We start from the raw sequence: 24,339 nt of genomic DNA on the forward strand, positions 1-24,339 counted from the left end.
CTGAGTGAGGACATATCGCCATGCGCGGCCGTCTGTTGTGGACCGGTGTGCCCCGTACGAGGGTGCCGGGTACGGGAGTTCCGCCTCACGTAGCGGCGGGCTGAACCGATGCGTGCCGATCGCGTCTTCGCGTACGGCGCCGCCGCCGGCCTCCTCGGTGACCTGCTGTTCGGCGATCCCCGCCGGGGGCATCCGGTCGCCGCGTTCGGCCGTGCCGCGGGGGCCGTGGAGCGGGTCCTGTGGCGGGACCACCGCGGGTGGGGCGCCCTGCACACCACCGTGTGCGCGGGCGGCGCCGTCGCCCTCGCCGTGGCCGCCGACCGTGCCGTACGCACCTGCGGCGCCGCGTCCGTCGCGCTGACCGCCGCCGCCACCTGGGCGGTCGTCGGCGGGACCTCGCTCGGGCGGGAGGCCCGGGCCGCCGGCGACGCGCTGGCCGCCGGGGACATCGAGGCCGCCCGCGAGCGGCTGCCGCACCTGTGCGGGCGCGACCCGCAGGCGCTGGACGCCGACGGGATCGCCCGGGCCGTCGTCGAGTCCGTCGCCGAGAACACCTCCGACGCCGTCGTGGGCGCCCTGGTGTGGGGCGCGGTCGCGGGCGTGCCCGGTCTGGCCGGGTTCCGGGCCGTCAACACGCTGGACGCCATGGTGGGGCACCGGTCGCCGCGATACCGGCGGTACGGGTGGGCCTCCGCGCGGCTCGACGACGTCGCCGGGTGGCCCGGAGCCCGGCTGACCGCTGTCCTCGCGGCCGTCGCCGGAGATGATCCGCGGGGCGCGATCCGCGCCTGGCGTACCGACGCCGGCCAGCACCCGAGCCCCAACGCCGGCCCCGTCGAAGCCTCGTTCGCGGGCGCGCTCGGAGTGCGGCTCGGCGGCACCCTCTCCTACGCGGGACGGGTCGAGCACCGGCCCGTCCTCAACGGCGGCGGGCGGCCCGTGCGGGTCGGGGACATCGAGCGGGCCGTCCGGCTCTCGCGCCGCGTGGGCCTGCTCGCGCTGGGTGTGAGTGTCGCCGGGCGGCTGCTCGCCGGGGCAGCCGCCGGGAAGGGGCGTACGTCATGAGCGGGGGCCGGGAAGGCGGGCCGGGCGGGGGGCTGCTCGTCGCGGGCACCACGTCCGACGCGGGCAAGAGCGTCGTGACCGCCGGGATCTGCCGGTGGCTGGTGCGGCGGGGGGTGAAGGTCGCGCCCTTCAAGGCACAGAACATGTCGCTGAACTCGTTCGTGACGCGGGAGGGCGCCGAGATCGGGCGCGCGCAGGCCATGCAGGCGCAGGCCGCCCGCGTGGAGCCGACCGCGCTGATGAACCCCGTCCTGCTGAAGCCGGGCAGCGACCGCAGCAGCCAGGTCGTCCTGATGGGCAGGCCGGTGGGTGAGATGAGTGCGCGCGGCTATCACGGCGGACGTCAGGAGGCGTTGCTCGGGACCGTGCTGGACTGTCTGGCCGAGTTGCGGGGCACGTATGACGCGGTGATCTGTGAGGGGGCCGGGAGTCCGGCCGAGATCAACCTGCGGCGGACGGACATCGTGAACATGGGGATCGCACGCAACGCGCGGCTGCCCGTGCTCGTCGTCGGCGACATCGACCGCGGCGGGGTCTTCGCCTCGTTCTTCGGCACGGTGGCCCTGCTGTCGCGCGAGGACCAGGAACTCGTCGCCGGGTTCCTCGTCAACAAGTTCCGCGGGGACGTCTCCCTCCTCGAACCCGGCATCGACATGCTGCACGGGCTCACCGGGCGCCACACCTACGGCGTCCTGCCGTACCGGCACGGGCTCGGCATCGACGAGGAGGACGGACTCCGCGTGTCCCTGCGGGGCTCGGTGCGCGAGTCCGAGGTGTCCGCCCCCGTCGGCGAGGACATCCTGCGGGTCGCCGTCTGCGCGATCCCCCTGATGTCCAACTTCACCGACCTGGACGCGCTCGCCGCCGAACCGGGCGTCGTCGTGCGGTTCGTGGACCGCGCCGAGGAACTCGTCGACGCCGACCTGGTCGTCGTGCCCGGCACCCGCGGCACGGTCCGCGCCCTGGAGTGGCTGCGGCGGCGCGGCCTCGCCGACGCCCTGGTGCGCCGGGCCGCCGAGGGGCGCCCCGTGCTGGGCATCTGCGGCGGCTTCCAGCTCCTCGGCGAACACATCGACGACGAGGTGGAGTCGAGGGCCGGCGCCGTGGACGGGCTCGGACTCCTCCCCGTACGTGTGCGGTTCGCGCGGGAGAAGACCCTCACCCGGCCCGCCGGCGAGGCCCTCGGCGAACCCGTCGAGGGGTACGAGATCCACCACGGGGTCGCCGAAGTGACCGGCGGTCAGCCCTTCCTGGACGGCTGCCGGGTCGGCCAGGTCTGGGGCACGCACTGGCACGGCTCACTGGAGTCGGACGGCTTCCGGCGCGCCTTCCTGCGCGAGGTGGCCGCCGCCGCGGGGCGCCGCTTCGTACCGGCCGCCGGCACGTCGTTCGCGGGGCTGCGCGAGGAGCAGCTGGACCGGCTCGGCGATCTGATCGAGGAACACGCGGACACGGACGCGCTGTGGCGGCTCATCGAGTCCGGCGCGCCGACAGGACTGCCTTTCATCCCACCGGGAGCACCCGCATGAGCACAGTGTTGTTGTTGTCGACCGCCGACACGGACCTGCTGGCGGCCCGTGCCTCCGGCGCCGCGTACCGGATCGGCAATCCGACCCGCGTGGACGTCGCGGAGGAGCTGCCCGCGCTGGTCGAGGGCGCGGACCTCGCGGTCGTCCGGCTGCTCGGCGGCAAGCGTGCCTGGGAGGACGGGCTCGCCTTCCTGAAGGCGTCCGGCATCCCGACCGTGCTGCTCGGCGGGGAGACCGTGCCCGACGCGGAGCTGATGGCCGAGTCGTCCGTGCCCGCCGGTGTCGTCGCGGAGGCGCTGCGCTACCTCGTCGAGGGCGGCCCGGAGAACCTGGCCGAGCTGACCCGCTTCCTCTCCGACACCGTGCTGGTCACGGGCGAGGGCTTCGAGGCACCGCGGCAGATGCCGCAGTTCGGGGTCCACGGCGAGCCGGTGACGGCCCCCGGCCGCCCGACCGTGGCCGTGCTCTACTACCGCGCCCACGAGCTGAGCGGCAACACCGCCTTCGTGGAGACCCTCTGCGACGCCATCGAGGCCAAGGGCGCCAACGCCCTGCCCGTCTACAGCGGTTCGCTGCGCGGCGCCGGCCCCGAGCTGTACGCGCTCATCGAGGGCGCGGACGCGCTGGTCACCACCGTCCTCGCCTCCGGTGGCGCACACGCCTCCGAGGCGTCCGCGGGCGGCGACGAGGAGGCGTGGGACATCAGCGCGCTCCAGACCCTCGACATCCCCTTCCTCCAGGGCCTGTGCCTGACCACGTCGAAGGCCGCCTGGGAGGCGTCCGACGCGGCCCTGTCCCCCATGGACGCGGCGATGCAGGTCGCGATCCCCGAGTTCGACGGACGCCTCATCACGGTCCCGTTCTCGTTCAAGGAGCAGGGCCCCGACGACGTGCCGGTGTACGTCGCCGACCCGGAGCGGGCCGCGCGCGTCGCCGGGATCGCCGTGCGGCACGCCCGGCTGCGGCACAAGCCCAACGCCGAGAAGAAGCTCGCGGTCGTCTTCACCGCCTATCCGACCAAGCACTCCCGGGTCGGCAACGCGGTGGGCCTGGACACCCCCGCCTCGGCGGTCCGGCTCCTCGACGCGCTGCGGGACGCCGGGTACGCCGTCGAGGGACACCCCGACAACGGCGACGAGCTGATCCACCGGCTCATCGCCGCCGGTGGCCACGACGTCGAGTGGCTCACCGAGGACCAGCTGGCCGCCGCCCCCGCGCGCGTACCGCTCGCCGACTACCGGGCGTGGTTCGACCGGCTCGACCCCGCCCTGCGCGAAGGCATGCTGGAGGCGTGGGGCGAGCCGCCGGGCTCCCTCTACGTGGACGGCGACGACATCGTGCTGGCCTCCCTCCGGTTCGGGAACGTCGTCGTGATGATCCAGCCGCCGCGCGGCTTCGGCGAGAACCCGATCGCGATCTACCACGACCCGGACATGCCGCCCTCGCACCACTACATGGCGGCCTACCGCTGGCTGGAGAACGCCTCCTCGGAGGGCGGCTTCGGCGCCGACGCGATCGTGCACATGGGCAAGCACGGCACGATGGAGTGGCTGCCGGGCAAGGGCCTCGGCCTCAGCGGCGGCTGCGCGCCCGACGCGGTGCTCGGCGAACTGCCGCTGGTGTACCCCTTCATCGTCAACGACCCCGGCGAGGGCACCCAGGCCAAGCGGCGCGGGCACGCCACGATCGTCGACCACCTGGTGCCGCCGATGGCCCGCGCGGACACCTACGGCGACCTCGCGAAGCTGGAACAGCTCCTCGACGAGTACGCGCTCGTGTCCGACCTGGACCCGACGAAGGCACCGGCCGTACGCGCCCAGATCTGGACGCTGGTGAAGGCTGCCGAACTCCACCACGACCTGCACGTCGACGAGCAGCCGGACGACGGCGCGTTCGACGAGTTCGTGATGCACATCGACGGGTATCTGTGCGAGATCAAGGACGTGCAGATCCGCGACGGGCTGCACATCCTCGGCGGCGGTCCCGAGGCCGAGGCGCGGGTGAACCTCGTGCTGGCCGTGCTGCGCGCCTCACAGGTGTGGGGCGGCACGGCGAACGCGCTGCCCGGCCTGCGGGCCTGTCTCGCCGAGCACTTCGGCCTGGTCGAGAAGGAGTTGCTGGCCGAGCCCGGCGCGCCCTTGAAGGTGCCGGTCGAGCTGAGCGACCTGGTGGCCGGTCCCGCCCGGACGGCCGCCGACGCGGTCGACCTGCTGGAACAGCTGTGCCGCCGGTTCGCGGAGGGCATGGAGGAGCGCGGCTGGGACACCGCGGCCGTGCCCGCGCTCGTACGCGAGGTGCTGGGCACCGAACTCCCGGATGCCGTGGCGGTGTTGGAGTTCGCGTGCCGGGAGGTGGTGCCGCGGCTCGCCCGCACGACGGACGAGATCGACCACATCCTCCACGCCCTGAACGGCGGTTACGTCCCGTCGGGCCCCTCGGGCTCGCCGACGCGCGGACTCGTCAACGTCCTGCCGACCGGGCGCAACTTCTACTCCGTGGACCCGAAGGCGATCCCGTCCCGGCTGAGCTGGGAGGTCGGGCAGGCGCTCGCCGACTCGCTCGTGCAGCGCTACCTCCAGGACACCGGCGCGTACCCGAAGTCCGTGGGGCTGACGGTGTGGGGCACGTCCGCGATGCGCACCCAGGGCGACGACATCGCGGAGATCCTGGCGCTGCTGGGCTGCCGGCCCGTGTGGGACGACGCCTCGCGGCGCGTCACCGGCTTCGAGATCGTGGGCCCGGAGGAGCTGGGCCGGCCGCGCATCGACGTCACCGTCCGGATCTCCGGTTTCTTCCGTGACGCGTTCCCGCACGTCATCAAGCTGCTCGACGACGCGGTGCGGGCGGTGGCCGAGCTGGACGAGCCCGCCGACCGCAACTACGTCCGCGCGCACGCCGACGAGGACACCGCCGAGCACGGCGACCGGCGGCGCGCGACGGCCCGTATCTTCGGCTCGAAGCCGGGCGCGTACGGGGCGGGCCTGCTCCCCCTCATCGACGCGCGCAACTGGCGCTCGGACGCGGACCTCGCCGAGGTGTACGCGGTGTGGGGCGGCTACGCGTACGGGCAGGGACTCGAAGGGCGGGCGGCGCGCGGGGACATGGAGACGGCGTTCCGGCGGATCGCCGTCGCCGCGAAGAACGTCGACACCCGCGAGCACGACCTCGTCGACGCCGACGACTACTTCCAGTACCACGGCGGCATGGTCGCCATGGTGCGCCACCTGACGGGCACCAGCCCCGAGGCGTACGTCGGCGACTCGGCCGTGCCCAGCCAGATCAAGACCCGCACGCTCGGCGAGGAGACGCACCGGGTGTTCCGCGCCCGGGTGGTCAACCCGCGCTGGATGGCGGCGATGCGGCGGCACGGCTACAAGGGCGCCTTCGAGATGGCGGCCACCGTCGACTACCTCTTCGGGTACGACGCCACGGCCGGGGTCGTCGACGACTGGATGTACGAGAAGCTCAGCGCGGAGTACGTCTTCGACGCGGAGAACCGGGACTTCATGAAGAAGTCCAACCCGTGGGCCCTGCGCGGCATCACGGAACGGCTCCTGGAGGCCGCCGAGCGCGGACTGTGGGCCGAGCCCGACGCCGAGACCCTGGAACGGCTGCGGGCCACCTATCTGGAGCTCGAAGGCGACTTGGAGGGCGATGTGGAGGGTGACGACCAGTGAGTACCCCGTTCCCGTTCACGGCCGTGGTCGGCCAGGACGATCTGCGGCTCGCGCTGCTGCTGAACGCCGTGTCCCCGGCGGTGGGCGGGGTGCTCGTCCGCGGGGAGAAGGGCACCGCCAAGTCCACGGCCGTGCGCGCTCTCTCCGCGCTCATGCCGCAGGTCGACGTCGTCGCGGGGTGCCGGTTCTCCTGCGCGCCCGACGCGCCCGACCCGGCCTGCCCGGACGGTCCGCACGAGGTGGGTCCGGGCGTCTCCCGTCCGGCCCGGATGGTCGAACTGCCCGTCGGTGCCTCCGAGGACCGGCTCGTCGGCGCGCTCGACATCGAGCGGGCGCTCGCGGAGGGCGTGAAAGCCTTCGAGCCCGGTCTGCTGGCCGACGCCCACCGCGGCATCCTGTACGTGGACGAGGTCAACCTCCTCCACGACCACCTGGTCGACCTGCTGCTCGACGCGGCGGCCATGGGTGCCTCGTACGTGGAGCGCGAGGGCGTCTCCGTACGGCATGCCGCGCGGTTCCTGCTCGTCGGGACGATGAACCCCGAAGAGGGCGAGCTGCGGCCGCAGTTGCTCGACCGGTTCGGGCTGACCGTCGAGGTGGCGGCCTCGCGCGAGCCCGACCAGCGGGTGGAGGTCGTCCGGCGGCGGCTCGCGTACGACGACGACCCGGAGGGGTTCGCGACGCGCTGGGCCGACGAGGAGTCCGCCGTACGGGCCCGGATCGTGGCCGCGCGCGAGCTGCTGCCCTCGGTGCGGCTCGGCGACGGCGCGCTGCGGCAGATCGCGGCGACCTGTGCCGCGTTCGAGGTGGACGGCATGCGGGCCGACATCGTGATGGCCAGGACCGCGACGGCGCTCGCCGCCTCGGCGGGACGGACCGTGGTGCTGGCCGAGGACGTGCGGCAGGCCGCGCTCCTCGCGCTGCCGCACCGGCGGCGGCGCAATCCGTTCGACGCCCCCGGTCTCGACGAGGACAAGCTCGACGAGACGCTGGAGGAGTTCGGGGGCGGGAACGACTCCGACGGCTCCGGGGATTCCGGGGACGACGAGCCGGATCCGGACCCGGACGGGCCCGGTGGCGGGCGGCCCCCGCAGGACGGGCCCGACGACGGCGGTGACGGGGGCGACGGCGGGGAGGATTCCGGTGAGGTGCCCGCGCAGGGCAGGCCCTCCGAGCCGTCCGAGTCCTCCGAGAACGGGCGGGCGCCGTCCCCCGGCGCCGGCGAGCAGTCCCCCGTACGGGCCGCCGAACCCTTCCGCACGAAGGTGCTGAGCGTGCCGGGGCTCGGTGAGGGGGCCGCCGGGCGGCGCTCGCGGGCCCGGACCGAGCACGGTCGCACCACCGGGGCGCGCCGGCCGCGCGGCGCCCTCACCAAGCTGCACCTGGCGGCGACCGTGCAGGCCGCGGCCCCGCACCAGCGGGCGCGGGGGCGCTCCGGGCCAGGACTCGTCGTCCGGCGGGACGACCTGCGGCAGGCCACCCGGGAGGGCCGTGAGGGCAACCTCGTGCTGTTCGTCGTGGACGCCTCCGGATCGATGGCGGCCCGGCAGCGGATGAGCGCCGTGAAGGGCGCCGTGCTGTCCCTGCTCCTCGACGCCTACCAGCGGCGGGACAAGGTGGGGCTCGTGACGTTCCGCGGCTCCGCGGCCGAGGTGGCGCTGCCGCCCACGTCGTCGGTCGACGCGGCCGCCGTCCGGCTGGAGTCGCTGCCCACCGGCGGGCGTACGCCGCTCGCGGCCGGGCTCCTTCGGGCGCACGACGTACTGCGGGTGGAGCGGTTGCGGGATCCGGCGCGGCGCGCGCTGGTGGTGCTGGTCACGGACGGGCGGGCCACCGGTGGCCCGGAGCCGGTCGCGCTGGCCGGGCGGGCCGCTCGGCTGTTCGCCGCCGAAGGCGTGGCCTCCGTGGTCGTCGACTGCGAGTCGGGGCCCGTGCGGCTCGGACTCGCCGGGCAGCTCGCGGGCGAGCTCGGCGGGACCGCGGTGACGCTCGACGAACTGCGGGCCGACTCGATCGCCGGGCTGGTCAGGGACGTCCGGGGCGACGGCAGGGGCAGCAGCAGGAGCGACATCAAGGGCGCCGGCAGGGGCGACAGCGGGAGGGCCGCGTAATGCCGCAGGGACAGCCGAGTGTCGTGCCCGAAGACGGGCTGACGACCCGTCAGCGACGCAACCGGCCGCTCGTCGTCGTGCACACCGGAGTCGGCAAGGGCAAGTCCACCGCCGCCTTCGGGCTCGCGCTGCGCGCCTGGAACCAGGGGTGGCCCATCGGGGTGTTCCAGTTCGTCAAGTCCGCGAAGTGGAAGGTCGGCGAGGAGAACGCGCTGCGCGTCCTCGGCGCCAGTGGTGAGGGCGGGTCCGTCGACTGGCACAAGATGGGCGAGGGCTGGTCGTGGGTGCAGCGGGACGCGCAGCTCGACAACGAGGCCAAGGCCCGCGAGGGCTGGGAGCAGGTCAAGCGGGACCTCGCCGCCGAGACGTACAAGCTGTACGTGCTCGACGAGTTCGCCTACCCCATGCACTGGGGCTGGGTGGACGTGGACGAGGTGGTGGCCGTGCTGCGGGACCGGCCCGGGACCCAGCACGTCGTGATCACCGGGCGCAACGCCCCTGACAAGCTGGTCGAGGCGGCCGACCTGGTGACCGACATGTCCAAGGTCAAGCACCCGATGGACGCCGGTCAGAAGGGGCAGAGGGGCATCGAGTGGTGATGTCCTCCGTCCCCCGGCTGGTCGTCGCCGCGCCCTCCTCGGGCAGCGGCAAGACCACCGTCGCCACCGGGCTGATGGCCGCGTTCGCCTCGCGGGGGCTCGCCGTGTCCCCGCACAAGGTGGGGCCCGACTACATCGACCCCGGCTACCACGCGCTCGCCACCGGACGGGTGGGGCGCAATCTCGACGCGTACATGTGCGGGGCGGAGCTGATCGCGCCGCTGTTCTCGCACGGGGCCCGTGGGTGTGACCTCGCCGTCGTCGAAGGGGTGATGGGGCTCTTCGACGGGGCCGCCGGTGAAGGGGAGCTGGCCTCCACCGCTCATGTGGCGAAGCTGCTGCGGGCGCCCGTGGTGCTGGTCGTGGACGCGTCCTCGCAGTCGCGGTCCGTGGCCGCGCTGGTGCACGGGTTCGCGTCCTGGGATCCCGAGGTGCGGATCGGCGGGGTGATCCTCAACAAGGTGGGGTCCGATCGGCACGAGTCGTTGCTGCGGGAGGCGCTGGATCAGTCGGGGGTGGCCGTTCTCGGTGTGCTGCGGCGGGCTCCGCAGGTCGCCACGCCCTCTCGGCATCTGGGGCTGGTTCCTGTCGCCGAGCGGCGGGGCGAAGCGGTTGAGGCTGTCGCTGCGATGGGTTCGCAGGTGCGGGAAGGGTGTGACCTTGATGCGCTGCTCGCTCTGGCTCGCAGCGCCGGGTCTTTGGCCTGTGCGGGCTGGGACGCGGGTGCGGCGCTTGTTTCCTCGCCCCCGCCGCCCCTTCCCGTCCCCTCCCTGAAGGCTGCGCCCCCGGCCCCCCCTGTCGCGCTTCGCGCTCGTCCTCAAACGCCGGACGGGCTGAAAGACGGACGCCCGGGCGGCCTGAAAGTTGAGTCCCCGGACGGGCTGAAACTACGGGCCCCCGTCGTCGCCGTTGCCGGTGGGGCCGCGTTCACCTTTTCCTATGCCGAGCAGGTCGAGTTGTTGCTGGCCGCCGGGGCCGAGGTCGTGCCGTTCGATCCTCTGCAGGACGAGCAACTACCGGACGGGACCCGTGGACTGGTCGTCGGGGGTGGTTTTCCCGAGGTGTACGGGGCCGAGCTGTCCGCCAACGAGCCCTTGCGCAAGGCCGTTGCCGCGCTCGCCGAGAGTGGTGCGCCCGTCGCCGCCGAGTGTGCGGGGCTGCTCTATCTCTCCCGTGAGCTCGACTCGCTGCCGATGTGCGGGGTCATCGACGCCGCGGCCCGGATGGACGAGCGGCTGACGCTCGGGTACCGCGATGCCGTGGCGGTGTCCGACAGCGTGCTGGCCGAGGCGGGCAGCCGGATGCGGGGGCACGAGTTCCACCGCACCGTCGTCGAGCCGGGGGCGGGAGCCGTGGCCGCCTGGGGGATGCGTGCTCCGGCGCGGCGGCTCGAAGGTTTCGTACAGCGGGGTGTGCACGCGAGTTATCTGCACACGCATTGGGCGGCCGCTCCCGGCGTCGCCCGTCGGTTCGTGGAGAGGTGTGTCGGGTCATGAGCGACAGCAGGCTGATCGGGGTCGGGGTCGGGCCCGGGGATCCCGAGCTCGTGACCGTCAAAGGGGTCGACCGGCTCCGTGCCGCGGAGGTCGTGGTCGTGCCCGTCATGGCCGCGCCCGACGGGCGGGACGGCGGGGAGCCCGGGCGGGCCGAGGCCACCGTGCTGCACTACGTGGAGCGGGAGAAGGTCGTCCGGGTCGTCTTCGCCCTCAACGAACGCTCCGACCGGGCGCGCCGCGAGGCCGCCTGGGATGTGGCCGGCGAGCGGGTGGCCCAGTTGCTGCGGACGCACGGCAGCGTCGCCTTCGCCACCATCGGCGACCCGAACGTGTACTCCACGTTCACCTATCTCGCGCAGACCGTGCAGCGGCTCGTCCCGGGCACGCTCGTCGAGACCGTGCCCGGGATCACCGCCATGCAGGATCTCGCCGCCCGGTCCGGGGCGGTCCTGACCGAGGGCACCGAGCCGCTCACCCTCGTGCCGGTCACCGCCGGGTCCGGGGTCCTCAAGGACGCGCTGAACGGGCCCGGAACCGTCGTCGCGTACAAGTTCGGGCGGCAGGCGGAGGAGGTCGCCGCGGCGCTGCGGGAGACCGGCCGGATCGACGACGCGGTGTGGGGGTCCGCGCTGGGGCTGCCCGAGGAGTCGATCAGGAGCGCGGCCGAACTGGACGGCGCCCCGCTGCCCTACCTGTCGACGCTCATCGCGCCCGCCCGGCGCGACGGCGGGCGCGGCGGCAAGCTGTGACCTGCCTCGGAAGACCCGCACGGCCCGGCTCACTCCGCGATGCCCACGACCAGCCAGATGAACGCCACTCCGGTGAGCGTGCACAGCAGCGTGGAGCGGGCCGGGTGTTCGTGGTGCGCCTCGGGGAGGATCTCGGCCGCCGCCAGATAGAGGAGCGCGCCGCCGAAGAACCCCAGATAGGCACCGAGCAGGTGTTCGGGGATGGTGAAGAGGAGGGTCGACGCGGCGCCCGCGACGGGAGCCGCCGCGTCCGCGCAGAGCATCGCGACCGCCTTGCGGCGGGCGTTCCCGTACAGGGTCGTGATCGTGTACGTGTTGAAGCCGTCCGCGAAGTCGTGGGCGATCACCGCGACCGCCACCGCGGCTCCCATACCGCCGCCCACCTGGAAGGCCGCACCGATCGCCACGCCGTCCATGGCGCTGTGGCCGACCATCGCCGCGGCGGCCGTCAGGCCCACCTGGGGCGTGCGGCCGTCGTGTTCCCCGCCGCCGTGCGCCGCGTGGCGTACGGCCAGCAGCCGTTCGACCAGATGGGCCGCGAGGAAACCGGCCACGAACAGCAGCAGCGCCGCCGGTACGCCGAAGATCTCCTCGCCCGCCGCCTCCAGTGCCTCCGGCAGCAGGTCGAGGCCGACGACGCCCAGCATCAGGCCGCCTGCCAGGCCGAGTACGAGGTGGCGGCGGTCGGTGACGCGTTGCGCCGTCCAGCCGCCGGCCAGCGTCATCAGGAACGCGCCGAGCGCGACGAACACCGCCATACGCCCTTGCTATCCGATCGACCCGACTTCCCGCACGTTCGCCGCACGCCCGAGCCCGCATGGCTCTCGGAAAGGACCCCATCCCATGGCTGACGCAGCCCAGGCAGCCCAGGCAGCCGACGCGCCCGGTGAGCCCGGTGCACCCGCCGGCAAGGTGACCTTCGTGGGCGCCGGGCCCGGCGCCGCCGATCTGCTGACGTTCCGTGCCGCGCGCGCCATCGCCGAGGCCGACGTCGTGATCTGGGCGGCCAGTCTGGTGCAGGCGGAGGTCCTCGAACACGCCCGTGCGGACGCGGAGATCCTCGACTCGGCGACGATGTCGCTGGAGGACGTCGCCGCCGTGTACGAGCGGGCCGCCGCCGAAGGGCTGAAGGTGGCCCGCATCCATTCGGGCGATCCCGCGCTGTGGGGCGGTACGCAGGAGCAGGTCGACCGGTGCGCCGGGATCGGCATCGCAACCGAGATCGTGCCCGGTGTCTCGTCGTTCTCGGCCGTGGCCGCGCTCGCGCAGCGCGAGCTGACCATTCCCGAGGTCGCGCAGTCCGTGATCCTCACCCGCCTCGGCGGCGGCAAGACGCCGATGCCGCCGGGCGAGGAGGTACGGGAGTTCGCACGGCACGGCACCACCATGGCGCTGTTCCTGTCGGCCGCCCGCAGCGGGCAGCTCGTACGGGAACTGCTGGAGGGCGGCTACCCGACCTCCACCCCGGTCGTGGTCGCGTACCAGGCGACGTGGCCCGAGGAACTGATCGTGCGGTGCACGATCAGCACCCTGGAGGAGACCGTCAAGGAGCACAAGCTCTGGAAGCACACGCTGTTCCTGGTCGGCCCCGCCCTCGAAGCGCACGGCACGCGCTCGCACCTCTACCACCCGGGCCACTTCCACGGCTTCCGCAAGGCCGACCCCGAGGCGCGCAAGGCGCTGCGGACCCGGGGTGCCACGACGTGACCGACGTGATCACGGTCGTCGGTACGGGCACGGGGGCGCCCCTCCCCCCGGACGCGGGAGCCGCGCTGGCCGGGGCGGGGCTCGTCGTGGGTGCCCGGCGCCATCTGGCGGCCGCGGCGCTGCCGGACTCGGCCGCGCGGATCGTCCTCGGCCCGCTCGCGCCCGCTCTCGACGCCATCGAGCGGTATCTGGAGAAGGCCGGGCGGCAGGACGGCGCCCCGGACCCGGGGCGGGTGGTCGTGCTGGCCTCCGGGGACCCCGGGTTCTTCGGGATCGTGCGGGCGCTCGCGGAGCGGTTCGGAGCCGGTCGTCTCGACGTGCACCCCGGGGTGTCGTCCGTCGCCGCCGCTTTCGCCCGCGCGGGGCTGACGTGGGACGACGCGGTGGTGGTGAGCGCGCACGGGCGTGACCTGCGGACCGCCGTGAACGTCTGCCGGGCGCATCCGAAGGTGGCCGTGCTGACGGGCCCCGGCTCGGGGCCGGCGGAACTCGGCGCGGCTCTGGCGGGGTCCGGCGGCCGGGTGCTCGTCGTGGCCGCGGCCCTGGGGGCGGGCGCGGGTGAGCGGGTCGAGCGGGTCACGCCCGCCGAGGCCGCCGCACGCGACTGGGGGCCGGCGGTGAACGTCGTGCTGTGTCTCGACGAGTCGCGCGTCCTGTCCCCCGTCCGCACGGTCGCCGGTCCGGCGCCGGGGCCCTCCCGATGGGCGCTGGCCGAGAGCGAGTTCACGCACCGGGACTCGATGATCACCAAGTTCGAGGTGCGGGCGCTGGCGCTGGCCCGGCTCGGGCCGCGGCTCGGTGACCACGTGTGGGACATCGGCGCGGGCTCCGGCTCGGTCGCGGTGGAGTGCGCGCGGTTCGGAGCCGCCGTGACCGCGGTGGAGAAGACCGGGGACGGGGTGGAGCGGGTACGCGCCAACGCGGCCGCGCACGGGGTCGACGTGACCGTCGTGCACGGGGCCGCGCCGACCGTGCTGTCCGACCTGCCCGACCCGGACGCCGTGTTCATCGGCGGGGGCGGGCGGGAACTGCCCGCCATGGTGACGGCCTGCGCCCGGCGGGCACGGCGGTCGGTCGTCGTGGCGCTGGCCGCGCTCGACCGGGTGCCCGCCGTACGGGAGGCGCTCGTCGCGGCCGGGCTCGACTGCGACGGCGTACTGCTGCAGTCGTCCCGCCTCGCCCCGCTGCCGGGGGACGTCACCCGGCTCGCGGCGACCAATCCCGTGTTCCTGCTGTGGGGCGTCCGGCCTCCGGCACACGCGGCCACCTCCGGTGACGTGCCCGGTGCGGTGTCTCGCGATGTGCGCAGTGACGTGCACGGTGACGTGCGCAGTGATGTCCGTAGTGATGAAGGAGTCGCACAGTGATCGGCCTGATTTCCGCGACGGCCGCCGGGTCGGCGGGCGCACGGCGGGTGGCCTCGGCCTGGCCCGGCCGTACCCGCGTCTACGAGGGACCCGTGGGGGACGCCGTGCGGCGGGCTTTCGCCGAGTGCGAGCAGCTCGTCTGCTTCCTCGCCACCGGGGCCGTGGTGCGGCTCGTCGCGCCGCTGCTCCGCGACAAGGCGTCCGACCCCGGGATCGTCTGCGTCGACGAGGGCGGGCGGTACGCGGTCTCCCTGGTCGGCGGGCACGCCGGTGGCGCCAACGAACTCGCCCGCGCGGTGGGCGAACTGCTCGGCGCCGAGCCGGTCGTGACCACCGCGACCGACTCCGTCGGGATGCCGGGCCTCGACACGCTCGGGTTCCCGGCGGAGGGGGACGTGGCGGGGGTGTCGCGGGCCATGCTGGACGGCGAACCGGTCGCCCTGCACGCCGAGTCGGTGTGGCCGCTGCCCTCCCTTCCCGGCCTGTCCGCCGTCCCGGCCGCCGGGAGCGCGTACGCGGTCCGCGTGACCGACCGGGCCGTCGAGCCCGCCGAACGGGAGGTCGTGCTGCGCCCGCCGTCCCTCGTCGTCGGCGTCGGCGCCTCCAAGGGGGCCCCGGTCGAGGAGGTGCTCGGACTCGTCGAGGACGCGCTGCGGGACGCCGGGCTGTCCGCGAGGTCCGTCGGCGAACTCGCCACCGTCGACGCGAAGGCCGGCGAACCCGGCATCCTCGGCGCCGCCGAGCGGCTCGGGGTGCCCCTGGTGACGTACACCGCAGAGGAGTTGGCGGCGGTCGACGTGCCGAACCCGTCCGACGCGCCGCTCGCCGCCGTCGGTACGCCCTCGGTCGCCGAGGCCGCGGCCCTCGTCCGCGGCGGTGAACTCCTCGTCCCCAAGCGCAAGTCGGCCGCGCGGCCGGCCATGGCGACCTGCGCGGTCGTCCGCCGGCCGGCGCGTGGACGGCTCGCGGTGGTCGGACTCGGGCCGGGCGCCCGGGACCTGCTCACCCCGCGTGCGAAGGACGAGCTGCGCCGCGCCTCCGTGCTCGTCGGTCTCGACCAGTACGTCGACCAGATCCGCGACCTGCTCCGCCCCGGCACCCGTGTCCTGGAGTCGGGGCTCGGCGCCGAGGAGGAACGCGCCCGTACGGCCGTGGCCGAGGCCCGGCGCGGACACGCCGTCGCGCTCATCGGCAGCGGTGACGCGGGGGTGTACGCGATGGCGTCGCCCGCGCTGGCGGAGGCGTCCGACGACATCGACGTGGTCGGCGTCCCGGGCGTCACCGCCGCCCTCGCGGCCGGGGCGATCCTGGGCGCGCCGCTCGGCCACGACCACGTGTCGATCAGCCTCTCCGACCTGCACACGCCGTGGGAGGTCATCGAGCGCCGGGTACGGGCGGCCGCCGAGGCCGACATCGTCGTCACCTTCTACAACCCGCGCAGCCGGGGCCGCGACTGGCAGCTGCCCAAGGCGCTCGCCCTCCTCGGTGAGCACCGGGAGCCGGCGACGCCCGTGGGAGTCGTACGCAACGCCTCGCGGCCGGACGAATCCAGCCGGGTCACCACGCTCGCGGGTCTTGACCCCACCACGGTGGACATGATGACGGTGGTGACCGTGGGCAACACGGCGACCCGTGAGATCGCCGGCCGCATGGTCACCCCGCGCGGCTACCGCTGGCAGGAGGAACCCGAGTGAGCCACACCGCCGGTCGGCCCGTGCTCGGCCTCGGCCCGCGCCAGCACCTCGTTCCACGCCAGCACCTCGTTCCACGCCCCCGCCTCGTTCCGCCTCTGAAGGAGAACTCGTGACCACCCCCGCCCCCGCCCTGCTCATCGCCGGCCATGGCACCCGGGACGATGCCGGAGCCGAGGCGTTCCGCGACTTCGTCCGGGAACTGGGCCGCCGCAACCCCGGCCTGCCCGTGGCCGGCGGCTTCATCGAACTCTCCCCGCCGCCGCTCGGCGACGCGGTGACCGAACTGGTCGAGCAGGGGGTGCGCCGGTTCGCCGCGGTCCCGCTGATGCTCGTGTCCGCCGGGCACGCCAAGGGCGACATCCCGGCCGCGCTGGCCCGCGAGAAGGAGCGGCACGCCGGGATCTCGTACACGTACGGGCGCCCGCTGGGCCCGCACCCCGCGCTGCTGACCGTGCTGGAGCGGCGGCTCGACGAGGCACTCGGCGGTTCGGTGCGCACGCCGCAGGACCGGGCCGGGGTGACCGTGCTGCTCGTCGGGCGCGGCTCGACCGACCCGGACGCCAACGCGGAGGTCCACAAGGCGGCGCGCCTGCTGTGGGAGGGGCGCGGTTACGCGGGCGTCGAGACGGCGTTCGTGTCGCTGGCCGCGCCGGACGTGCCGTCGGGCCTGGACCGCTGTGTGAAGCTCGGCGCGCGGCGGATCGTGGTGCTCCCCTATTTCCTGTTCACCGGCATCCTGCCGGACCGCGTCCGGCAGCAGACCGAGGGGTGGGCGGCGGCGCACACCGAGGTCGAGGTGGTCTCGGCCGACGTCATCGGGCCGGAGCCGGAGCTGCTCGACCTGGTCATGGAGCGCTACCGGGAGGCCGTACAGGGCGATCTGCGGATGAACTGCGACTCCTGCGTCTACCGCATCGCGCTGCCCGGGTTCGAGGACAAGGTGGGGGCGCCGCAGCAGCCGCACTTCCACCCGGACGACGAGGGACACCACCACCACGGACACCACCACGACAGTCACGCGCACTCCCATGCGCACTGACAGCGGCGACAGAGACGACGGCTCCGGCCCCCGGGGTACCGGCGCCACCGGCACCGGCACCGGCGGGCAGGCGCCGTCGGTGCCGCGGTCGTACGATCTGCGGCACCACGGTGACGTCGAGGTCCGCGACGACGGTTCGGCGCTGGTCGACCTCGCCGTGAACGTCCGGGCCGGCACTCCCCCGGCCTGGCTGCGCGAGCACATCGCCGGGTCGCTGGGCGGGCTTGCCACCTACCCGGACGGACGGGCCGCGCGGGCCGCGGTGGCGGCGCGGCACGGGCTGCCCGTGGAGCGGGTGCTGCTCACGGCCGGGGCCGCCGAGGCGTTCGTGCTGCTCGCCCGTACGCTGAGGGTCCGTCACCCGGTGGTGGTGCACCCGCAGTTCACCGAGCCGGAGGCGGCGCTGCGGGACGCGGGGCACCACGTGGACCGGGTGCTGCTGCGGCCCGAGGAGGGTTTCCGGCTCGACCCGTCGGCCGTCCCCGAGGACGCGGACCTGGTCGTGATCGGCAATCCCACCAATCCCACGTCCGTCCTCCATCCGGCCGCGACGATCGCCGGACTCGCGCGTCCCGGGCGGACGCTGGTGGTCGACGAGGCGTTCATGGACGCGGTGCCCGAGGAGCGGGAGGCGTTGGCGGGGCGGACCGATGTGCCGGGGCTCGTGGTGCTGCGCAGCCTCACCAAGACCTGGGGGCTCGCGGGGCTGCGGATCGGTTATGTGCTCGCGGCGCCCGGGACGGTCGGCGCGCTCGGACGCGGGCAGCCGCTCTGGCCGGTGTCCACGCCCGCGTTGGCCGCCGCCGAGGCGTGCATGACGTCCCGGGCCCTGGCCGAGCAGGCGGAGGCGGCCCGCCGGGTCGCCGTGGACCGGGCGCATCTCGTGGCCGGGCTGGCGGAGTTCGCGTCCGACGGGGTGCGGGTCGCTGAGCCGGCCGAGGGGCCGTTCGTCCTCGTCGGGATGCCGGGGGCGGCGGCGGTGCGGGCGCGGCTGCGGCGGCTCGGCTTCGCCGTGCGGCGTGGTGACACGTTTCCCGGCCTCGACGAGACCTGGCTGCGGCTCGCGGTCCGCGACCGCGCGACGGTCAACCGCCTCCTCCAGGCCCTGGACCAGTCCCTGACCCTCACCGACCGCTGATCACGTCTGCGGCCCGGTGAGGGCTGAGCGCGCAGTTCCCCGCGCCCCTGCTTTTCAGGGGCGCGGGGAACTGCGCGAGCAACCCCCACCAGCCCGCACGAACACACCCACCCCAGCCCACCACCCCCAAGGGGCGCGGGGAACTGCGCGGCCGGCCCCCACCGACCCGCACCCTCCAGCGCCCCGTACCGACACGGCCCCGTACCGGCAGCGCCCCGCCGGCGGCCAGGGCGGCGCTAAGCGACGACCCGGCCGCCCAGCACAACCCGTCGTGGTGCCGCCAGAACACGGACGTCCGCCCGCGGATCCTCCCCGTACACCACCAGGTCGGCCGGCGCGCCCTCCTCCAGGCCGGGCCGGCCCAGCCACTCCCGGGCCCCCCACGTCGTGGCCGACAACGCCTCGACGGGCGGGATGCCGGCGGTCACCAGCTCGGCGACCTCCGCCGCCGCCAGGCCGTGCGGCAGCGTGCCGCCCGCGTCGGTGCCCACGAACACGGGGATCCCCGCGTCGTACGCGGCCCGCACGGTGTCGTAGCGCCGCTCGTGCAGCCGCCGCATGTGCGCCGACCACCGGGGGAATCTCGCGTCGCCGCCGGCCGCGAGCCGCGGAAAGGTCGCGATGTTGACGAGGGTCGGCACGATCGCGACACCGCGCTCGGCGAAGAGCGGAATCGTGTCCTCGGTCAGCCCGGTGGCGTGCTCGACGCAGTCGATGCCCGCCTCGACGAGGTCCCGCAGCGAGTCCTCCGCGAAGCAGTGCGCGGTGACGCGGGCGCCGAGCCGGTGTGCCTCGGCGATCGCCGCCTCGACCGCGTCGCGCGGCCAGCAGGCGGCGAGGTCACCCGTGTCGCGGTCGATCCAGTCGCCCACCAGTTTCACCCAGCCGTCGCCGCGCTCCGCCTCCCGGGCCACGTACGCGACGAGGTCCGCCGGCTCGATCTCGTGCGCGAAGCCACGGATGTAGCGGCGGGTACGGGCGATGTGGCGGCCCGCCCTGATGATCTCCGGGAGGTCGTCGCGGTCGTCCACCCAGCGGGTGTCCGCGGGCGAGCCCGCGTCGCGGATGAGCAGGGTGCCCGCGTCCCGGTCGGCCAGTGCCTGCTTCTCCGACTCGTCGTCGGGGACCGCGCCGTGCGGGCCGAGGCCCACGTGGCAGTGGGCGTCCACCAGTCCCGGCAGGGCCCAGCCCTCGACGGTACGGACGTCCCGGGCCGTGGCGGGGCGGTCGTACGTGACCTTGCCGTCCACGACCCAGAGTTCGTCCCGGGCGTCCTCCGGGCCGGCCAGGACCCGGCCCTTCACATGCAGCACCGCCGACCGATCGCTCATGGGCGGCAGCCTAGTTCGTCGCGGGTGTACGTCGCGGGGGTACTTGTCCACGGGCCCGGTGGGGGTTGCTCGCGCAGTTCCCCGCGCCCCTGACCAGCAGGGGCCCGCGGGCCCTAGAGGGCGTCCGGCTGGTCCGGGGTTCCCTCCTCCACCTGTGCCATCGCCGGGTCCAGCAGGCGGGACAGGAAGTGGCGGGTGCGGTCGTGGGTCGGGGCGGCGATCACCTGGGCCGGGGGGCCCTGCTCCACGATCACGCCGCCGTCCATGAAGACGACACGGTCGGCGACCTCGCGGGCGAAGGACATCTCGTGGGTGACGACCATCATGGTCATGCCCTCGTCGGCGAGCATGCGCATCACCGCGAGGACGTCACCGACCAGTTCCGGGTCGAGCGCCGAGGTGGGCTCGTCGAAGAGCATCACCTCGGGGCCCATGGCGAGCGCCCGCGCGATGGCGACGCGCTGCTGCTGGCCGCCGGAGAGGGAGCCGGGATAGGCCGTCGCCTTCTCGGAGAGCCCGACCCGCCGGAGGTTCTCGGCGGCGACCTTCGCGGCCGCCTCCTTGTCACGGCCGAGCACCCGGCGCTGCGGCAGCGTCAGGTTGTCGGTCACCGTCAGGTGCGGGAAGAGGTTGAACTGCTGGAAGACCATGCCGATCCGGCGGCGTACGGCATCGATGTCGACGTCCGGGTCGGTGATCTCGGTGCCGCCGACGAAGACCTGCCCCCTGGTGGGCTCCTCCAGGAGGTTCACGCACCGGAGCAGGGTCGATTTGCCGGAGCCGGAGGGGCCGATGACGCACACGACCTCGCCGGAGCCGACCTCCAGGTCGATGCCGCGCAGCACCTCGTTGTCGCCGAACGACTTGTGCAGGCCGCGGACCCGGATCTCCGGCGTGCCGCTCCTGTCGTCCCGGACGGTGTCGCTCTTGTCGGTACTCACTTGGTGGCCTCCCCGGCCTTCGCCTCGAGGCGGCGTACGACGAAACCGAGCGGGATGGTGACCAGCAGGTAGCACAGGCCCGCCACCAGGATCGGTGTCGAGTTGGCGGTCTCGCTGGCCAGGTCGCGGCCGAACTTGGACAGTTCGCGCTCCTCCAGCGTGACCCCGAGGAACAGCACCAGCGAGGAGTCCTTGAAGAGGAGCACCAACTCGTTGGTGAGCGGCGGGATCACGATGCGGAACGCCTGCGGGATGATGATGGAGACCATGGCCCGGGCGTGCGAGAAGCCCAGCGAACGGGCCGCCTCCATCTGCCCCTTGGGCACGGCCTGGATGCCCGCGCGGATCGTCTCCGCCATGTACGCGGCGGCCACCAGGCCGAGCGCGAGCGCGACCTTCCCGTACGTGCCGCCGGGGATCTCCGTGCCGGGGAACGCCAGCGGCACGGCGACACCCACGAAGATGAAGATCAGCAGGGCGGGCAGCCCGCGGAAGATCTCGATGTAGATGCCGGCCAGCCAGCGGTACGGACCGACCGACGAGAGCCGCATCAGGGCGACGACCACACCGAGGACGAGGCCGAAGACGAAGCCGGACACCGTGTAGAGGACGGTGTTCTTCAGCGCCAGCGTGATGATGTCGGGGAACATCCGCTCGGCCAGGTCGACCTGGGCGAACTGGTTGCGCAGCTGGTCCCAGTCGGCCGTGAAGCCGAGGGCGACCAGGGCGGCGACGAACACCGCGTACTGGACGCCCTGCGACACGGCCCGCTTCTGCCGCCTGGTGAGACCGCTCCTGCGGGGCGGGACCTTGGTGTCGGCGGTGTCGGCCTCGGTCATGAGGAGGCGGACGGCGAAGCGGAGGCGGCGCTCTCGTCGTAGGGGCCGATCCACTTCTCGTACAGCTTCTTGTACGTACCGTCGGACCTCGCGTCCGCCAGCGCCTTGTTCACGGCTTCGAGAAGCTTGGTGTTGCCCTTCTTCATCGTGAAGCCGTACTCCTCGCCGGTGTTGATGTTGTCGGCGACCTCGAAGGCGTCGGCGTTGGCCTTGTCCTTCAGCCAGCCCTGGACGACCGGGTAGTCGATGACGACGGCCTTGACCTGGCCGGTGCGCAGACCGTTGAGGAGGGCGTCGGAGGACTCGAAGGAGACCGGGTTCAGGCCCTTGCTCTTCGCGAACTCCTCACCGGTGGTCTGCGCCTGCGCGCCGACCTTCTTGCCCTTGAGGTCCGCGAGGGAGGAGATGCCGCTCTTCTTGTCGGCCAGGACGCCCTGGGTGGCCTCGAAGTACGGGTCGGAGAAGTCGACGTTCTTCTTGCGCTCGTCGGTGATCGTCATGCCGGCCGCGGCGAGGTCGCACTGGCCGGAGTTGAGGGATCCGCCGGTCTTGAAGTTCTCGAAGGGCTGGTCGAGGATCTCCTGCTTCACTCCGAGGTCCTCGGCGACCAGGTCGACGAGCGCGACGTCGAAGCCCTGGACCTTGCCGTCGATCTCCGACTGGAACGGCGGGTACGGCAGGTGCGTGCAGGTGGTGAGCTGCCCGCCCTTGACGAGCTCGACCCCGTTCGCGGTGGTCTTCTTGCCCCCGTCGTCGTCCGAGGAGCAGCCGGCGACGAGCAGCAGCCCGGCCGTCGCGGTGGTGGCGGCCAGCATGCGGGTCCGGCGCGCGGGGGCGGTCTTCACGAGGGGTGACCTCCTGTGGGGAAACTGTGGCTTCTGATTATAAGGATTGGTTTGAGGTCCTCAAACCAATCCCATGCCCTGGGGGTGCGCGGCCTCGGAAGTCGCCGGTGGTGACCACCGGGACGCCGGTTACGCTCGTTGCTGCCTACCCCGTGAGTGAAGAGAGCAACGCCGTGACCCACCCCTTCCTGGACCTGGAACCACTGAGCGCCGCGCACTTCGCGTCGATCGAGGACCGGGTGGCGCGGCTGCTCTCCACCCGGCAGGACGTGGTGATCACGCAGGGCGAGGCGCTGCTTCCGCTGGAGGGGGCCATTCGGGGTGCCGCCGGCCCGGGCACGACCGCGCTCAACGTGATCACGGGTCCGTACGGGCAGACGTTCGGCGACTGGCTCCGGGACTGCGGGGCGACCGTGTACGACCTGGCGGTCCCCTTCCACGCGGCGGTGACGGCCGCGCAGGTCGGGGAGGCCCTCGCCGAGCATCCGGAGATCGACTTCGTCTCGCTCGTGCACGCGGAGGCCGCCACCGGCAACACCAACCCGGTCGCGGAGATCGGCCCGGTCGTACGGGAGCACGGCGCGCTCTTCTACCTGGACGCGGTGGCCTCCGTCGGCGCCGAGCCGGTGCTGCCGGACGCGTGGGGCGTGGACCTGTGCGTGATCGGGGCGCAGAAGGCGATGGGCGGGCCCGCGGGGGTCTCGGCGGTGTCGGTGAGCGAGCGGGCGTGGGCCCGCATGGCGGCGAACCCGAACGCTCCGCGCCGCTCCTACCTGTCCCTCCTGGACTGGAAGGAGCGCTGGATCGACGCCGGCCGTACGGCGCTCCTCCATGCTCCGGCGCAGTTGGAGATGCTGGGCCTGGAGGCGTGTGTGGAGCGGATCGAGGCGGAGGGGCCGGCCGCGGTGATGGCCCGGCACGCCTCGGCCGCGGCGGCCACGCGGGCGGGGGTGCTCGCGCTGGGCGGAGGGCTGGAGCCGTATGTGCACGAGGCGTCGGACGCGGCGCCGGTCGCGACGACGCTGCGGACGCCGCCGGGTGTCGACGCGGCCCGTCTGGTGGGGCGGGCGCTGGCCTTCGACCCCTCGCTCCCGCTGGCCGCGGGCGGGGGTGCGCTGGCGTCGTCGATGATCCGGGTCAACCACTACGGTGCCGCGGCCAATGCGGTGGTGGTGGAGCGGTGCCTCACCGCGCTGCGCGCGGCCGCCCTGCCCACGGTCTGAGCCCTCTCTCGCAGTTCACCGTCTGCGGGCCCGTGGGGGCTGAAAAGCCGGGGCGCAGCACCGCTTTTCAGGGGCGCGGGGAACTGCGCGAGCAACCCGTGGCGGCCCGCACCCGGCCCACGACCCCCGCCACCCCACCCCCGTCGGGAATGGGACGGAGCGTTTGAACGTTCAGGTACTCGCTGAGGTGGTCGTCGGAAAGGGAGTGTCGGAGACATGCGCGTCGAGATCTGGAGCGACATCGCCTGCCCATGGTGCTACGTGGGCAAGGCCCGCTTCGAGAAGGCCCTGCACGCCTTCCCCCACCGCGACGGCGTCGAGGTGGTGCACCGCTCCTTCGAGCTCGACCCCGGCCGCGCCAAGGGCGACATCCAGCCGGTCATCCCCATGCTCACCAAGAAGTACGGCATGAGCGAGGCCCAGGCCCGGGCGGGCGAGGAGAACCTCGGTGCCCAGGCCGCCGCGGAGGGCCTCGCCTACCGCACCCAGGGCCGTGACCACGGCAGCACCTTCGACATGCACCGGCTGCTGCACCTCGCCAAGGAGAAGGGCCGCCAGGACGAGCTGATCCAGACCCTCTACCGGGCGAACTTCGCCGAGGAGCGGTCCGTCTTCGGCGACGACGAGCGCCTCGTCGAGCTGGCCGTCTCCGCCGGACTGGACGCGGAGGAGACCCGCAAGGTACTCGCCGACCCGTCCGCGTACGCCGACGAGGTCCGCGCCGACGAGCGCGAGGCCGCCGAACTGGGCGCGAACGGCGTGCCGTTCTTCGTGCTGGACCGCAAGTACGGCGTCTCCGGCGCCCAGCCCGCCGAGGTCTTCTCGCAGGCCCTGGAGCAGGCATGGGCGAGCCACTCCCCGCTCGAACTGCTCCAGCCGGCCGGCCAAGGCGACGCCGAGGCATGCGGCCCCGACGGCTGCGCGGTCCCTCACCAGCACTGACGTGCACCTATAAGCATCGCTTCGCGGAACCACGTAAAAGAACGCAA

General features: G+C 73.6%; 19 protein-coding genes. 14 read left to right on the top strand and 5 right to left on the bottom strand.

The window, feature by feature from the left end; translation table 11 throughout:
• The first annotated feature begins 108 nt into the window (after nucleotides 1-108).
• The 7 genes from ACFYXC_RS22385 to cobI are packed head-to-tail and all read left to right on the top strand — an operon-like array spanning nucleotide 109 to nucleotide 11,226.
• Nucleotides 109-1,065: a cobalamin biosynthesis protein gene (locus tag ACFYXC_RS22385; protein WP_389553786.1), complete on the top strand. Its 957-nt coding sequence runs from the start codon at nucleotides 109-111 to the stop codon at nucleotides 1,063-1,065.
• A complete protein-coding gene (locus ACFYXC_RS22390) occupies nucleotides 1,062-2,594 on the top strand; it encodes a cobyric acid synthase (protein WP_389553787.1) in 1,533 nt (510 codons plus the stop codon). The genes ACFYXC_RS22385 and ACFYXC_RS22390 overlap by 4 nt, the downstream gene beginning before the upstream one ends.
• Nucleotides 2,591-6,271: a cobaltochelatase subunit CobN gene (gene cobN / locus ACFYXC_RS22395; protein ID WP_389553788.1), complete on the top strand. Its 3,681-nt coding sequence runs from the start codon at nucleotides 2,591-2,593 to the stop codon at nucleotides 6,269-6,271. The genes ACFYXC_RS22390 and cobN overlap by 4 nt, the downstream gene beginning before the upstream one ends.
• A complete protein-coding gene (locus tag ACFYXC_RS22400; RefSeq protein ID WP_389553789.1) occupies nucleotides 6,268-8,382 on the top strand; it encodes a putative cobaltochelatase in 2,115 nt (704 codons plus the stop codon). Before cobN ends, ACFYXC_RS22400 begins: the two co-directional genes overlap by 4 nt.
• Nucleotides 8,382-8,981 (top strand): cob(I)yrinic acid a,c-diamide adenosyltransferase, encoded by a 600-nt coding sequence (cobO, locus tag ACFYXC_RS22405; RefSeq protein WP_389553790.1) that lies wholly within the window; start codon nucleotides 8,382-8,384, stop codon nucleotides 8,979-8,981. Before ACFYXC_RS22400 ends, cobO begins: the two co-directional genes overlap by 1 nt.
• The gene (locus ACFYXC_RS22410; protein ID WP_389553791.1) at nucleotides 8,981-10,477 is read left to right on the top strand and encodes a cobyrinate a,c-diamide synthase; all 1,497 of its coding nucleotides are present in this window, start codon (nucleotides 8,981-8,983) and stop codon (nucleotides 10,475-10,477) included. Before cobO ends, ACFYXC_RS22410 begins: the two co-directional genes overlap by 1 nt.
• On the top strand, nucleotides 10,474-11,226 hold the full coding sequence (gene cobI / locus ACFYXC_RS22415) for a precorrin-2 C(20)-methyltransferase (protein WP_389553792.1): 753 nt from the start codon (nucleotides 10,474-10,476) through the stop codon (nucleotides 11,224-11,226). Before ACFYXC_RS22410 ends, cobI begins: the two co-directional genes overlap by 4 nt.
• A gap of 29 nt (nucleotides 11,227-11,255) precedes the next feature.
• Here cobI and ACFYXC_RS22420 read toward each other — a convergent pair whose 3' ends face one another.
• On the bottom strand, nucleotides 11,256-11,984 hold the full coding sequence (locus tag ACFYXC_RS22420) for a ZIP family metal transporter (RefSeq protein ID WP_388915397.1): 729 nt from the start codon (nucleotides 11,982-11,984) through the stop codon (nucleotides 11,256-11,258).
• Nucleotides 11,985-12,069: 85 nt separating this feature from the next.
• Here ACFYXC_RS22420 and cobM point away from each other — a divergent pair, with 85 nt between their 5' ends.
• The 5 genes from cobM to cobC all read left to right on the top strand — a co-directional run bounded on the left by cobM (nucleotide 12,070) and on the right by cobC (nucleotide 18,171).
• The gene (gene cobM / locus ACFYXC_RS22425; protein WP_389553793.1) at nucleotides 12,070-12,933 is read left to right on the top strand and encodes a precorrin-4 C(11)-methyltransferase; all 864 of its coding nucleotides are present in this window, start codon (nucleotides 12,070-12,072) and stop codon (nucleotides 12,931-12,933) included.
• A gap of 5 nt (nucleotides 12,934-12,938) precedes the next feature.
• Nucleotides 12,939-14,300 carry a precorrin-6y C5,15-methyltransferase (decarboxylating) subunit CbiE gene (gene cbiE, locus ACFYXC_RS22430; protein WP_389553941.1) on the top strand — a complete coding sequence of 454 codons (1,362 nt, stop codon included), beginning with the start codon at nucleotides 12,939-12,941 and terminating at the stop codon, nucleotides 14,298-14,300.
• Complete coding sequence (gene cobJ, locus ACFYXC_RS22435; protein WP_389553794.1) at nucleotides 14,297-15,994, top strand: precorrin-3B C(17)-methyltransferase; 1,698 nt, start codon at nucleotides 14,297-14,299, stop codon at nucleotides 15,992-15,994. The genes cbiE and cobJ overlap by 4 nt, the downstream gene beginning before the upstream one ends.
• Before the next feature lie 109 nt (nucleotides 15,995-16,103).
• A complete protein-coding gene (locus tag ACFYXC_RS22440) occupies nucleotides 16,104-17,033 on the top strand; it encodes a sirohydrochlorin chelatase (protein ID WP_388915388.1) in 930 nt (309 codons plus the stop codon).
• A complete protein-coding gene (cobC, locus tag ACFYXC_RS22445; protein WP_389553795.1) occupies nucleotides 17,023-18,171 on the top strand; it encodes an Rv2231c family pyridoxal phosphate-dependent protein CobC in 1,149 nt (382 codons plus the stop codon). The genes ACFYXC_RS22440 and cobC overlap by 11 nt, the downstream gene beginning before the upstream one ends.
• Nucleotides 18,172-18,407: 236 nt before the next feature.
• Here cobC and ACFYXC_RS22450 read toward each other — a convergent pair whose 3' ends face one another.
• The 4 genes from ACFYXC_RS22450 to ACFYXC_RS22465 form a co-directional block, all read right to left on the bottom strand.
• Nucleotides 18,408-19,502, bottom strand: a complete 1,095-nt coding sequence (locus ACFYXC_RS22450) for an amidohydrolase family protein (protein WP_389553796.1) — start codon at nucleotides 19,500-19,502, stop codon at nucleotides 18,408-18,410.
• A 113-nt stretch (nucleotides 19,503-19,615) separates the two neighbouring features.
• A complete protein-coding gene (locus ACFYXC_RS22455) occupies nucleotides 19,616-20,443 on the bottom strand; it encodes an amino acid ABC transporter ATP-binding protein (protein WP_388915379.1) in 828 nt (275 codons plus the stop codon).
• Nucleotides 20,440-21,282: an amino acid ABC transporter permease gene (locus ACFYXC_RS22460; protein WP_388915376.1), complete on the bottom strand. Its 843-nt coding sequence runs from the start codon at nucleotides 21,280-21,282 to the stop codon at nucleotides 20,440-20,442. Before ACFYXC_RS22460 ends, ACFYXC_RS22455 begins: the two co-directional genes overlap by 4 nt.
• Complete coding sequence (locus tag ACFYXC_RS22465) at nucleotides 21,279-22,127, bottom strand: transporter substrate-binding domain-containing protein (protein ID WP_389553797.1); 849 nt, start codon at nucleotides 22,125-22,127, stop codon at nucleotides 21,279-21,281. The genes ACFYXC_RS22460 and ACFYXC_RS22465 overlap by 4 nt, the downstream gene beginning before the upstream one ends.
• A gap of 173 nt (nucleotides 22,128-22,300) precedes the next feature.
• Here ACFYXC_RS22465 and ACFYXC_RS22470 point away from each other — a divergent pair, with 173 nt between their 5' ends.
• Nucleotides 22,301-23,350 carry a pyridoxal-phosphate-dependent aminotransferase family protein gene (locus tag ACFYXC_RS22470; protein ID WP_389553942.1) on the top strand — a complete coding sequence of 350 codons (1,050 nt, stop codon included), beginning with the start codon at nucleotides 22,301-22,303 and terminating at the stop codon, nucleotides 23,348-23,350.
• Nucleotides 23,351-23,566: 216 nt separating this feature from the next.
• Nucleotides 23,567-24,292, top strand: a complete 726-nt coding sequence (locus ACFYXC_RS22475; RefSeq protein ID WP_389553798.1) for a DsbA family oxidoreductase — start codon at nucleotides 23,567-23,569, stop codon at nucleotides 24,290-24,292.
• Nucleotides 24,293-24,339 lie beyond the last annotated feature (47 nt).

The sequence above is a fragment of the Streptomyces sp. NPDC002701 genome, assembly GCF_042889045.1.
In the GTDB taxonomy this organism is placed as follows: domain Bacteria; phylum Actinomycetota; class Actinomycetes; order Streptomycetales; family Streptomycetaceae; genus Streptomyces.